Annotated in this window: 16 protein-coding genes and 1 pseudogene; 8 read left to right on the top strand and 9 right to left on the bottom strand. The window is 63.5% G+C overall.

What is annotated here, in order from left to right; translation table 11 throughout:
- Nucleotides 1-92: 92 nt before the first annotated feature.
- Nucleotides 93-340, bottom strand: a pseudogene (locus tag GV035_RS03890) (type VI secretion system baseplate subunit TssF); the annotation flags it as partial.
- A 652-nt stretch (nt 341-992) separates the two neighbouring features.
- On the opposite strand from GV035_RS03890, the gene GV035_RS03885 reads away from it, so the two are divergent.
- On the top strand, nt 993-1,160 hold the full coding sequence (locus GV035_RS03885; RefSeq protein ID WP_159833562.1) for a hypothetical protein: 168 nt from the start codon (nt 993-995) through the stop codon (nt 1,158-1,160).
- 11 nt (nt 1,161-1,171) lie between these two features.
- On the opposite strand, the gene GV035_RS03880 is transcribed toward GV035_RS03885, so the two are convergent.
- Nucleotides 1,172-1,555, bottom strand: coding sequence for a hypothetical protein (locus GV035_RS03880; RefSeq protein ID WP_159833560.1), 384 nt, complete (start codon nt 1,553-1,555; stop codon nt 1,172-1,174).
- Between the two features lie 282 nt (nt 1,556-1,837).
- Between GV035_RS03880 and GV035_RS03875 the strand changes: the two genes are divergently transcribed.
- Complete coding sequence (locus tag GV035_RS03875) at nt 1,838-2,323, top strand: hypothetical protein (RefSeq protein ID WP_159833558.1); 486 nt, start codon at nt 1,838-1,840, stop codon at nt 2,321-2,323.
- 19 nt (nt 2,324-2,342) lie between these two features.
- Here GV035_RS03875 and GV035_RS29265 read toward each other — a convergent pair whose 3' ends face one another.
- Nucleotides 2,343-2,567 carry a hypothetical protein gene (locus tag GV035_RS29265; protein ID WP_236572421.1) on the bottom strand — a complete coding sequence of 75 codons (225 nt, stop codon included), beginning with the start codon at nt 2,565-2,567 and terminating at the stop codon, nt 2,343-2,345.
- Between the two features lie 34 nt (nt 2,568-2,601).
- On the bottom strand, nt 2,602-2,862 hold the full coding sequence (locus tag GV035_RS03870) for a hypothetical protein (RefSeq protein ID WP_159833556.1): 261 nt from the start codon (nt 2,860-2,862) through the stop codon (nt 2,602-2,604).
- 86 nt (nt 2,863-2,948) lie between these two features.
- Here GV035_RS03870 and GV035_RS03865 point away from each other — a divergent pair, with 86 nt between their 5' ends.
- The gene (locus GV035_RS03865; protein WP_236572420.1) at nt 2,949-3,812 is read left to right on the top strand and encodes a DMT family transporter; all 864 of its coding nucleotides are present in this window, start codon (nt 2,949-2,951) and stop codon (nt 3,810-3,812) included.
- 27 nt (nt 3,813-3,839) lie between these two features.
- On the opposite strand, the gene GV035_RS03860 is transcribed toward GV035_RS03865, so the two are convergent.
- Nucleotides 3,840-4,019, bottom strand: a complete 180-nt coding sequence (locus tag GV035_RS03860; RefSeq protein ID WP_236572419.1) for a helix-turn-helix domain-containing protein — start codon at nt 4,017-4,019, stop codon at nt 3,840-3,842.
- Between the two features lie 545 nt (nt 4,020-4,564).
- Here GV035_RS03860 and GV035_RS03855 point away from each other — a divergent pair.
- Complete coding sequence (locus tag GV035_RS03855; protein WP_236572418.1) at nt 4,565-5,140, top strand: phasin family protein; 576 nt, start codon at nt 4,565-4,567, stop codon at nt 5,138-5,140.
- A 12-nt stretch (nt 5,141-5,152) separates the two neighbouring features.
- On the opposite strand, the gene GV035_RS03850 is transcribed toward GV035_RS03855, so the two are convergent.
- Both GV035_RS03850 and GV035_RS03845 read right to left on the bottom strand, forming a co-directional pair.
- Nucleotides 5,153-5,527, bottom strand: a complete 375-nt coding sequence (locus tag GV035_RS03850; protein WP_159833548.1) for a DOPA 4,5-dioxygenase family protein — start codon at nt 5,525-5,527, stop codon at nt 5,153-5,155.
- A 69-nt stretch (nt 5,528-5,596) separates the two neighbouring features.
- On the bottom strand, nt 5,597-5,734 hold the full coding sequence (locus GV035_RS03845; RefSeq protein WP_159833547.1) for a hypothetical protein: 138 nt from the start codon (nt 5,732-5,734) through the stop codon (nt 5,597-5,599).
- A 98-nt stretch (nt 5,735-5,832) separates the two neighbouring features.
- Here GV035_RS03845 and GV035_RS03840 point away from each other — a divergent pair, with 98 nt between their 5' ends.
- The 3 genes from GV035_RS03840 (at nt 5,833) to GV035_RS03830 (ending at nt 9,545) form a co-directional block, all read left to right on the top strand.
- Nucleotides 5,833-8,142 (top strand): ATP-dependent DNA helicase, encoded by a 2,310-nt coding sequence (locus GV035_RS03840; protein WP_159833545.1) that lies wholly within the window; start codon nt 5,833-5,835, stop codon nt 8,140-8,142.
- A gap of 58 nt (nt 8,143-8,200) precedes the next feature.
- Nucleotides 8,201-8,692: a hemerythrin domain-containing protein gene (locus tag GV035_RS03835; protein WP_159833543.1), complete on the top strand. Its 492-nt coding sequence runs from the start codon at nt 8,201-8,203 to the stop codon at nt 8,690-8,692.
- A gap of 91 nt (nt 8,693-8,783) precedes the next feature.
- Complete coding sequence (locus GV035_RS03830) at nt 8,784-9,545, top strand: 2OG-Fe(II) oxygenase (protein ID WP_159834940.1); 762 nt, start codon at nt 8,784-8,786, stop codon at nt 9,543-9,545.
- A gap of 18 nt (nt 9,546-9,563) precedes the next feature.
- Here the strand turns inward: GV035_RS03830 and ribA are convergent, their stop codons facing one another.
- Together ribA and GV035_RS03820 are read right to left on the bottom strand one after the other, a co-directional pair.
- A complete protein-coding gene (ribA, locus tag GV035_RS03825; RefSeq protein WP_159833541.1) occupies nt 9,564-10,232 on the bottom strand; it encodes a GTP cyclohydrolase II in 669 nt (222 codons plus the stop codon).
- A gap of 142 nt (nt 10,233-10,374) precedes the next feature.
- The gene (locus GV035_RS03820; protein WP_159833539.1) at nt 10,375-11,070 is read right to left on the bottom strand and encodes an NADPH-dependent F420 reductase; all 696 of its coding nucleotides are present in this window, start codon (nt 11,068-11,070) and stop codon (nt 10,375-10,377) included.
- A 197-nt stretch (nt 11,071-11,267) separates the two neighbouring features.
- Between GV035_RS03820 and ahpC the strand changes: the two genes are divergently transcribed.
- Nucleotides 11,268-11,831: an alkyl hydroperoxide reductase subunit C gene (ahpC, locus tag GV035_RS03815; protein WP_159833537.1), complete on the top strand. Its 564-nt coding sequence runs from the start codon at nt 11,268-11,270 to the stop codon at nt 11,829-11,831.
- Nucleotides 11,832-11,898: the final 67 nt, after the last annotated feature.

The raw sequence follows: 11,898 nt of genomic DNA, 5'->3' as shown, positions 1-11,898 counted from the left end.
ATATAGCAAAGAGGCGTACGCGTCGTGCCGCCCTTGGCTCGCCATCAGTCTCTCGTGCGTTGAAGGGCGTGCCGCGCCGCAGATGGAATCCCGCTCGGATAAACGCGCACCGCAGTCATCGACGCGGTCGGGGCGACGTAGTTCGGGTAGATGACTTCGAGCACACGCTGCGTGAAGCGCGAAATTCAGCGTCGACCTTGAGTTGTATCCGCGCAGCCGCCACGCAGAAGGAGTTGATCCGGCGCTCGACAGACGGGTCCGCCACCTCGCCAGCTTGCAGTCCTAAGCGCCGGGCGCCTTTAGGAAGAAGCCACGCTTACTCGCCCGTGCCGTCGCGCATGAAGACGAGTCGCTGGTGTACGCGCGCGGCAGCTTCAGTCCATTGAGAGTCGGCATGCAGTCTGAGCTGAATCAATCGGATTTCTCTGCCGGCCTGCTCGAAGTTGATTGAGGCGCACCCGAAGGTCCGTCCCTGCAGCCCGCTCCGAAGTGCGAACTAGTCCGCGCGGTGTTCGTAGTCAGCCGACCCGAGCGTGCCGCTTCAGACTCCGCATCGACATGGGAGTTAGCGCCGCGCATGATGAAGACGTGGGCCGGGCGTCACTGTCCACCCTGACGAGCGCCGGGGCGAACCACCTTGCGATGTCCGCCCCTTCCGAGCGCCCTTATTCCCCGCTTCTGGTCTCCCGCGCCTGCTCTCATCCCTCGGCAGTCGCACGCTGCGCGATGGCATCTTCGTCGTCCTCGTGCAGTGCTAAACGCTTGAGCGCAATGTGTTATTCCACGCGCGCAAACTGACGCGCGGTCTTCAGGCCCACGCTTTGCGTAATGTCAAGCGTTCTGGTGACTATGTGCGCTAGCAGCCTGTCAGGACCGCCGCGATCCGGCCTAATGTCGAAAGCAGCAGGCGCGCGAACGGGTCACCGTTCGGCCAGCCTGCCCTCCGGGGAAGGTCCCAAGGTCCGTTGAGAACCAAGCAAAAAGGGATTGCCATGACCAAGCACATCAATAACCGTTCAGTACCGCGCCGCGAAGCCTTTCGTTGCAGCGGCCAGCAACTCGATGCCATCATGCGGTTCGCCGAAGAGCGCAAGCTCGACGAACGCCCGCTGCAATGGGTCGTTGCCCAGTACTGCCGGGCCCGCGCGAAAGCCGCGTGACGCCCTGTTCGTTACTGCCCTGACAGAACGCGCTGTCTGAGCACCCAGATTGCCGTCGGCACGGCGTAGTACGCGCTCACATTGCCGGTTACGAGCTTGCCCGTGAGTTGAACGCGCGTGCTTTCGGGAAGTTCAGCGTCGATGATCTGCACTGCCGACACATTCGACTGCTGGCGTCCGCCCTGCCCCGCAGTCTCGCTGATCACGCAGACCGGACTCGCCAGCGCCAGCACCGACGCCGGCTTCGCGGTCGCGTCGGTCTGATGCGTCGCCTGGCGCGTCACCGTGCCTTCGAGCGTGACGACGTCACCGTCGCTGTAACACGGCGCCGCCCAGGCCGGACTCGCGCCGGCTGCCAACAGCACGAAGATCCACGCGCACGCTTTCGCCGTCATTCCAGCCTCGCGGAGAGCGCGCCGCTCACGGCACGCAGTTTCTAAACGAAGGTAGACACTTTAGGCGATCCGCGTTGGGGTCGCAACCCGGCCATTCCGAGTACGCCGAACGGTCGCGTCCGCTCGTACGGGAACGCGCGTTGCTGCTTTGTTATGACGATCAACACACGCGCCATGTTTCGGGAGCGCCGTCGTTCGATCATCGATCATCGGTCAGCGACACCGCCCGCGACAACGGAGCGCGACACGCGACCCGCGCAGGCGGGCCGGCGGAGGACGACGATGAATCAAACGGTGAACAAGACGGCAAAGCAGACGAATCAGGTGATCGTGGGCGTGTTCGAGTCGTATCGCGATGGACACGAGGCGCTGCGGGCGCTGCAAGAGGCGGGGCTTTCGCGCGACGACGCGCATTTGTATCGCGCCGGCCAGGGCGACGCGGCGCTCGACGCGTTTCCGATGCCTTCGCATGAAGAGGACGAGGCGGAATACGTCGCGCACGGCGAACATCAGGGCGTGGTCGGCGCGCACAATCGTTTCAGCGCGCGCGAGCCGGTTGCACCGCTTGCGCCGATCGCTCCGCGCTCGCCCGCGCCTTCCGCATCCGACGACAGTTGCCGCGAGCGGACGTTGCTCGTCATCAGGATGACCGACGATATCAAACCCGGCGCGATCGGCGACATGCTGCACGAGCACGGCGCGATTGCCGTGAAAGATCCGGCCGGCCACTGGCGCTTTTCGCCTTACCGGAATCACGCACGCGCCTGACACGCGCCGCTTTCTCGCCTTAATGCATGCGCCGATGCGCCGCCCCGGCGCATAGCGCTTCGGTTTCGCTGCAAGAGTCAGAGGACTCGGCATCGCGCTCGGCTTTGCTCGCTTCTTCCTCTTCCCCTTCCTGTTGAGCCAGGCGCATCGCGTCCTGAGCCGCCGCTGCGCGCATCGCGCGGCATTGCGCGGACCGCCGCAGCGTGGCGAGCAGACGTACCATTTCTCTCGGTCTCGCTCTCATCGTCGCCTCCGCTCCGCAGCGCTGAGAAACTACTTTAAGTGTAGGCGGCAAACCGCCGATGGCAAAGCCTTTCACGCGAATAATCACGCGCGGCGTTCAGCTTTTTACGCAGCAGCGAGACGCAAAAATAATCAGCGCCAAATGGTTTTTGGGCGAACCGTCTAGTACATTTCAATCGACGTGACGCGCGCACAACAGCATCGCGCAGAAGATTACTGCCGCCTTGCCAGCCTGTGTCGATGTCCGCAGAATGCAAGCAACGGCTTAAAAGCGCCGTCCTGGATTCGCGGTTCATAACCCGGTAGACACTCGATGGCGACCTTAGAGGGAAAAGCGCGATACGCGATAGGTACCGATAACACGGGCGCCGGCATCGCGGTCATGATCCTGACCACGGCGGCATTCGCGGCGAGCGATTCCACCGTCAAGCTGATCGGCGCGGCCGTGCCGGTGGTCGCGCTGCTCTGGGTGCGCTATCTCTTTCAGATGATCGTGCTCGGCGTCTGGCAGGCGCGACGCGGCGCGTTCGGCCTGTTTCGCACCTTCCACACCGGCAGCCTCAAGCTGCAAATCGTGCGCGCGCTGCTGCTGCTCACGAACTCGGCTTGCACGTTCGCGGGCCTCAGGTACTTGCCGCTCCCCGTCACCACGTCCCTCGCGATGCTCGCGCCGCTCATCTCGACGTTGCTCGCGGCGCTTGTGCTCAAAGACCACGTCTCGCGCGGCAAATGGGCGATGGTCGTGCTCGGCTTCATCGGCATGTTGCTGATCGTCCGGCCGGGCGGGAGCGACTTCACATGGTCGGTCATTTTGCCGATCGGCTCGGCGACGACGTTCGCGTGCTTTCAGGTGGTATCGAGCCATTTGTCGCGCGTGGACGACGCGATCACGACCAACTTCCTGACGGCGCTCGTCGCGACGCTCGTGCTGTGCGCGCTCGTGTGGGCGGATCAGGCGCGGCTTCTGCCGGAACTGGCGCGCGTCGGCGCAGGCAGTTGGCTGCTCGTCGCGTTCATGGCGACGATGGCCACCGGCGGGCAATTGCTGATGCTTCAGGCGCTGCGCCGCGCGCCGCTCGCGGTGCTGATGCCCTTTTCGTACGCGCAGCTCGCGTTCGCGTCGTGCTTCAGCTGGCTGCTGTTCGGGCAGGCGCCGGACGGGTGGATGACAGCCGGGATGTGCGTGATTGCCGCAAGCGGCATCGGAACGGTGTTGTTGCACGGGCGCAAGGCGTCGGAAGCCTGACGCCCGTAAGCGGGCTGATGCGAGCCGTCAGGCCGCGTGGCTCTGGCCGGTACAGAGCCAATGCATATCGACATCGAGTGCGTTGGCAATGCGTCTGAATGCGTGAAGCGGCGGCACGGTAATGCCTCGCCGCCAGAAGTGAACGTCGTCTTCGCTCACGTCGACCAGCTTGGCCGCTTTCGCGGAACTGACGTTGGCGCGTTGCATCGCGCGGTCGAGCCGTGCGGCCATTGCGCGCCGCAGGGCGTTGTCTTCGTGACTGCGTTCAAGGTGTCCAATGGTTTGGGTATGTCGGCCCATTCTGCTTCAACTCTCTCGATTTATATTTTCGCCGTTCAGCGCCGGCTGATATTTGCGCAGGTCGGAATCATACGAAGTCACGATGACGGCTCAATGACACAATGAATCCGCTGCGCCTGCGTTTGCGAAACCGCAGGCCCGAATTCTTACAAAGCGCAGGGATCAGCGTCAAGTGGGGAAACAACGCATCCGCGCGATATGGTTTAAGTGTTTACCCTTTTCTCATCGCCTCACAAAGCGGACGGACGAACGTTCGACTAAATTTCTCATTGCTCCTACGCTAGCGTTTAATTCAGTACAAATGCACGGCTTATTCAGCTTGCTAAAAATGCGCGCATTAAGTCAACCCGGGAAATCGCAATTGACATCGATTATGTTTTGTCTAGAATGACTTCTTCGCTGCACTGCACCATCGCGCCGCAGTCGAGAGGCAACTTCTAATGGAGTCGAGCATGAGCAGTCTTGCCCCAGAAAACTTTCTCGCAACCCAACGGGCCGGCTTGGATGCCACCTTCGGATTCGCCACGCAGGCGGTTCAGGGCTTCGAAAAACTGATCGACCTGAACGTGCGGACGTTGAGGACCGCGCTGTCGGAACAGCAGGAATTCATCGGCAAGAGCCTGGCCGTGCGGGACGTTCAGCAGTTTTTCGCGTTCCACAACGCGCAGATGCAAGCGAATGCCCAGCGCGCACAAGCATACTGGCAGGACGTCAACGAAATCGCGACGAGCGTGCGTGGCGCCTACGTGCAGGCCGCGCAGGATCAACTGGACAAGTCGCAGCGCAACGCGCAGGCGTTCGTCGAAAGCTTCGTCTCGAGCGCGCCGCTCGGCGGCGGAGCGGTCGTGTCGGCGTGGAAATCCGCCATCGACTCGGCCACGCAGTCTGCGAATTCCGCGTATGAAGCGGCGCGCACCGCTACGCGCCAGGTCGTCGAGGCCGCGCAGACCGAAGCGACCACCGCCAGCGCGCCGACGCCGCCGGCCGTGCGCGTCGTCTCCAGCAAGCCTGCAAGCACGAAGAAGTAAACGCGGTCCGCCTCACGTCGAGCGATCGAAGGCCGTGAGCACGAGTTCGTGCGAGCGGCCAATCCAAACCGCCGAATCGCGATGGTCCCGCAGATCGTCGCCGGTATTCGGGTGCATGAAGACGTCCAGCGCGTCGTGATTGAGCGCGAGCCATTCGAGCATCGGCGTCAATCGCTCGCTGCCGAAGCCGAGCTGAAAAGACCACATCGGATGCGGTCCGACCGGACGTTCGTGAAAGCGCCCCAACGTCAGCGCGCCGTTTTCGATGTCGCGTGCGAACCGCTCGGCGATCACCTGCCTGAACTGCCATGCCGCGTCGCGGCTCGCGGCGTCGAAATAAACGTGCGCGTGCCAGCCCGATACTGTAGACGCGTTCTCTGATTCCATCGTTTCATCCATCCGCGGCAATATTGAGACACGTCCGATTCTAGCGAAACGGTCCGCGCCGCGCCCGGTTCAATACGCGCCGCCGCCTCCGCTGCTGCTGCCACTGGACGAGCGGTTGTACGACGCGCCGCCGCCGTCCGTCTGACAGCCGGCGAGCGTCGCGGCGAGCAGTGCCAGCGCGACCACGGCGATTCTTGCGAGCTTCATGGAATGCCTCCGTTGGGGTTCGACGGCGGCCACGAGCGACGCCGCATCCATTAAACGCATCGCCGAAGCACGTTATTCCGCGTGCTAGACTACTGTACATGCGTACAGTTTCCGAGCCCGCCTACACCGTCGCCGTGCGCGCGCTATGCGAGTTCACGGCGAAGCAAGGCGACCTCGATTTGCGCTTCACGCCGACGCCCACGGCGCAGGAAGGCGTGGCGGGCCACGTCACGGTGACGAGCCGCCGGCCGGCGGGTTATCTCAAGGAAATTGCGCTGTCCGAAGACTACGGTTCGCTGCGCGTGCGCGGCCGGGCAGATGGTTACGATCCGGCGCTGAACCGGCTCGAAGAAATCAAGACGCATCGCGGCAAGCTGGATTCGATGCCGCAGAACCACCGGCATCTGCATTGGGCGCAGGCGCGCGTGTACGGCCATTTAATGTGCCGCAAGCTCGGGCTCGACAGCATCGAGATTGCCCTGGTGTATTTCGATATCGTCGAGCAAACCGAAAGCGTGCTCACGGAGACGCAAACCGCCGACGCGCTCAAAGAACACTTCGAAGCCCAATGCCAGCGGTTCATCGCGTGGGCGGAACAGGAACTGCAACACCGCTCGGCGCGCGATGCGTCGCTGTCCGCGCTCGTTTTTCCGCACGGCGCGTTCCGGCCCGGCCAGCGCGCGCTCGCCGAAGCGGTGTATCGCGCGGCGGTTTCCGGTCGATGCGTCGTCGCGGAAGCGCCGACCGGCATCGGCAAGACGATCGGCACGCTCTTTCCGCTGCTCAAGGCGTGGCCCGCCCAGCAACTCGACAAGATCTACTTCCTGACCGCGAAAAGCGCCGGCCGCCAGTTGGCCCTCGACGCCCTTTCGACGCTGGCCGCGTCCGCGCGCCGGCCGCTGCGCGTGCTCGAACTCGTGGCGCGCGACAAGGCGTGCGAGCATCCGGAGCGTTCGTGCCACGGTGAATCGTGCCCGCTGGCGCGCGGCTTCTACGATCGTCTGCCGGCTGCGCGCACCGCCGCGCTGGAACGGGCGCATCTGGATCGCGCGTCGGTCGCGGAGACGGCACGAGAACATGCCGTCTGTCCGTACTATCTGAGTCAGGAGCTGTCGCGCTGGGCGGATGTGATCGTCGGCGACTACAACTATTACTTCGATACGAGCGCGATGCTTTTCGCGCTTGCGGAGGCGAATCGCTGGCGCGTGGCGGTGCTTGTCGACGAGGCGCATAACTTGGTCGAACGGGCGCGCGGCATGTATTCGGCGTCGCTCGATCAGGCCGCTTTCAACGCGATGCGCCGCAGCGCACCGCCCGTTTTCAAGCGAGCGCTGGCGCGCGTCGCCCGCGGATTCAGCGGCGCGAGCCGCGATCAGTCGGCGGCGGGGATCGACTACGCGGCCCACGACGAGCCGCCCGCCGCGCTGTTGAGCGCGCTGGGACAGGCGGTGTCCGCGCTGACCGAGACGATGGCCGAGCAACCGGACGTATTCACGCCCGACGTGCTGCGCTTCTATTTCGACGCGCTTCACTTCACGCGCATCGCGGAGCGTTTCGGCGCGCATTCCCTGTTCGACATCACGCTCGCGGGCAAAGGCCGCGCGGTATTCTGCCTGCGCAACGTGATTCCCGGCCCGCATCTCGCGCCGCGCTTCGCCCGCGCCCACAGCGTCGCGCTCTTTTCTGCGACGCTCACGCCCGCGCACTTCTACGCCGATACGCTCGGCCTGCCCGCGACCAGCGTGCGCGTCGACGTGGAATCGCCGTTTTCGGCCGATCAGCTCGATGTGCGCGCCGTCGCCGATGTATCGACGCGCTTTCGCGACCGCGAACGCTCCGTCGACCGCATCGCCGATCTGATCGCGGCGCAGTACTTGCGCGCGCCGGGCAACTATCTGAGCTTCTTCAGCAGCTTCGACTATCTGGCGCAGGTTGCATCGGCGCTTGAACGCCGCCATCCGTCGATTGCGTGCTGGCAGCAATCTCGCGCGATGAGCGAAGCGGAACAGCAGGCGTTTCTCGCGCGCTTCGAAGCGGATGGGCGCGGCATCGGCTTCGCGGTGCTGGGCGGCGCGTTCGGCGAGGCGATCGATTTGCCGGGAACGCGGCTCATTGGCGCATTCGTCGCGACGCTCGGTTTGCCGCAACTGAACGCGGTCAACGAGCAGTTGAAGGCGCGCATGCATGCCGCCTTCGGCGACGGCTACGCGTACGCGTACCTCTTTCCCGGCTTGCAGAAGGTCGTGCAGGCGGCCGGGCGCGTGATTCGCGGCCCGCAAGACCGCGGCGTGCTGTTTCTGATCGACGACCGCTTCGCCCGCGCCGACGTGCGGCGGCTTCTGCCCGCGTGGTGGGACATCAAGCTGCTTCGCGAACGGGACGCGGCGGGCATCGCTCTTGCTGGATGACGGCACCCCATGCGCCTGCGGCGATCCGAAGCCCGGGCCACCCATAAGGAGAAGCCAGATGTCCACCGCACAAACCCCGCTCGACGCGCTCAAGATTCTCGAAGAAGACCATCGCGACGTCGAACAGTTGTTCGAAGCCTTCGACCGCGCGCCCAAAGACGATCTCGAACGCAAGTCGACGCTCGTGCAGCGCGCCTGCGAGTTACTGACGATCCACGCAATCGTCGAGGAAGAACTGCTCTATCCGGCCGCGCGCGAAGCCTTCGGCAGCGACGATGAGAAGATCGACGTCGAGGAAGCCTACGTGGAGCACTTTCTCGTGAAGACGCTGATCGAGAAGTTCACGCAACTGAAGGCCGGCGACGAAGGCTTCGACGCGACTTTCCGCGTGCTGAAGGAAAACGTGATGCATCACGTCGAGGAAGAGGAATCGGAGCTGTTCAAGGAAATCCGCAAGACGAAGCTCGACGTCGCGGCGCTCGGCCAGAAGATCGTGGCGCGCAAGACGGAACTGCAGAACCGGATCACCGAAGTCGCGACGCCGCGCTGAATGGCGCAGCAAGACCCGGAGTGCGCGAGCAGCGCGTGCGGCGCAAAGTGGGATTCGGCACACGCACATCCGGAGTGATCACATGAAGGCGATGGACAGCGCGCTCGCATACCACGCAAACGCGGACGCGAGCGCGGACGCAAGGGCGGATATTGGCGAGCGCATCGACGCGCTCGACTGGGCCGGGCTCGAAACACAGCTCGATTGCCAAGGCTCGGCCACCGCGCCGGGCCTTTTTTCGCGCGACGAATGCGCGGCGCTCGCCGCGCTGTACGACGACGACGCGCGCTTTCGCAGCCGCATCGTGATGGAGCGGCACAGTTTCGGGCGCGGAGAATACAAATACTTCGCGTATCCGCTGCCCGCCGTCCTCGACGCCGTGCGCGGCGCGGCTTATCGGCATCTCGCGCCGATTGCGAATCGCTGGAACGAGGTGATGGGCATCGACACGCGCTACCCGGACGATCACGCCGCGTTCATCGAGCGATGCCATCGCGCGGGCCAGACGCGCCCGACGCCGCTTCTGCTTCGCTACGTTCCCGGCGATTACAACTGTCTGCATCAGGATTTATACGGCGAACACGTCTTTCCGATCCAGATGGCGATCCTGCTCTCTGCGCCCGAACGCGACTTCACGGGCGGCGAATTCGTGATGACGGAACAGCGGCCGCGCATGCAGTCGCGCGTGGAAGTAGTGCCGCTCGCGCAAGGCGATGCGGTGTTTTTCGCCGTGCATCAGCGGCCGGTGAACGGCACGCGCGGGGCGTATCGCGTGAACATGCGGCACGGCGTGAGCCGTTTGCGCTCGGGCAGGCGGCACATGCTGGGCGTGATATTTCACGATGCTCGCTGAACAGCGAGCACCGGCGCCTTATTCGTTTTCGTCGAAGTAATGCCCGAAGCGCGCCTGCTTCGTCTTGATATAGCGTTCGTTTTCTTCGCGCGTCGGAATGGCGAGCGCGACCCGTTCGCTTACGGGAATGTCGTGACGCAAAAGCGTGTCGAACTTCGACGGGTTGTTGCTCATCAGCCGCACCGACTTTACGTTCATCGCACGGAGAATGGCGGCGGCGGAATCGTATTCGCGGGCGTCGTCGGGAAGGCCGAGGTGCAGGTTGGCATCGACCGTATCCAGCCCCTGCTCCTGAAGCGCATACGCGCGGATTTTGTTCGCGAGGCCGATGCCGCGGCCTTCGTGTCCGCGTAGATACAGCAGAATGCCGCGATTTTCCGCAGCGATATAGCGCAGCGCGAGGTCGAGCTGCTCGCCGCAGTCGCAGCGGTACGAGCCGAACACGTCGCCGGTCACGCATTCGGAATGCAGGCGCGTGAGCACCGATTCGCCGTTGCTCACGTCGCCCATGACGAACGCGATGTGCTCGACATCCGTCTCCTTCACGCGATAGACGTACGAACCGAAGGTGCCGTAGCGCGTCGGAATGGTGGCGGTCGCGGCCAGTTCGACGTCGGCGCATTCGGCGCATTCGCCGAAGCGGTGTTGAGAGTGCTGCACGTCCAGCGAGGGAGAAGCGGTTTTCATAGTCAATCAGCGAGTCCATGATGCCGGAGAGGGCGGGCGGATGCGGCCCGCGCGCCCGGCATGTCATGGTAAGGCCCATCGGGAAAGTTTGCAGATTGTCGCACGGCGCGCGCCGGCTTTACTCCTTTCCCCTATCCGATGCTTACGCCGGATTCTCGAACGTGCCCGGACTCCGATCCGTCGCGCGCCATTCCGGCTTGCGCACCGGATCGGCGTTCTTCAGCGCCTCGCGCAGGCCTGCGGCGTCGAGGTCCGCCGTATAGACGGGCGTGGCGGGCTGCTGACGCCACGAATCGTCGATTTCGCCGTTGTCCACCGCATCGAAGCCGATCTCGTCGATCAGCTTCATTACGATGCTCTTCGCGCGATGATCGTCGCCCGACACCGGCAGCGCGATGCGTCCCGGCGTGCCTGCCGGCTTGCCGTTCTTGCGCAAATGCGCCGCGTAGATATTGTTGAATGCCTTCACGACGGGCCGGCCGATCTGCTGCTCGACCCAGCGGCTTTCCGGCATGCCCTTTTCGATATCCGCGATGCGCCCGTCGCGCTGCTGCGGATAGTAGTTGCCGGTGTCGACCACGACCACGCTCGCCGGCACGCCCGCGAACAGATCCTTCGGCAGGCCCGGCACCTTCGCCTCGGGAATCGTCACGACGATGAGTTCCGCGCCCTTCACCGCGTCGCGCGTTTCGACGGCGGTCGCCCCCGTGGTGCGCTCGACGTCGCGCAGCGAATTCGGCCCGCGCGAATTGGCGATGCTCACGTCGTGTCCGCACCTCGTGAAATGCTCGGCCAGAACTTGTCCGATGTTTCCTGCTCCAATGATCCCGATCTTCATGAACACCTCTCTCTAACGATGGTAACGGGCCTTCTCCGCAAGCCGGATGCCGTGGCGCAGCAACGGGGAATGGACGTCGATCGACGTCATAGGCCAGATCAATTACAATGATAAAATCAATCCACTTCCAAGGATTGATAGTTTTAGTTCATACTTCATCTACTCCTTCAACACCACAGCCAAAAGGAATCTGCTCAATGCCGATCATCAACAGCCAAGTCAAGCCGTTCAAGGCCACCGCTTATCACAACGGCGATTTCGTGACGATCACCGACGAAACCCTGAAGGGCAAGTGGTCCGTGTTCGTGTTCTATCCGGCCGACTTCACGTTCGTCTGCCCGACGGAACTCGGCGATCTGGCTGATCGTTACGAAGAATTCAAGAAGCTGGGCGTCGAAGTCTACGGCGTTTCGACCGACACGCACTTCACGCACAAGGCATGGCACGACACGTCGGAAACCATCGCCAAGATCAAGTATCCGATGATCGGCGACCCGACGCTCGCGATCTCGCGCAACTTCGACGTGCTGATCGAGGAAGAAGGTCTCGCGCTGCGCGGCACGTTCGTGATCAACCCGGAAGGCGAGATCAAGCTGTGCGAAATCCACGACAACGGCATCGGCCGTGACGCGGGCGAACTGCTGCGCAAGGTGCAGGCCGCGCAATACGTCGCAGCGCACCCGGGCGAAGTCTGCCCCGCCAAGTGGACGCCGGGCGCTGAAACGCTGACGCCGTCGCTGGACCTCATCGGCAAGATCTAAGCCTCGTTTTTCGACGAGCGCATCACGGACCTTGCCGCTGCTTCGGCGGCAGGTCCGAGCTCCAAAC

Origin of the sequence: Burkholderia sp. 8Y (assembly GCF_902506145.1) — a bacterium.
In the GTDB taxonomy this organism is placed as follows: Bacteria; Pseudomonadota; Gammaproteobacteria; order Burkholderiales; family Burkholderiaceae; genus Caballeronia.
This window is presented reverse-complemented; position numbering and strand designations above follow the sequence as displayed.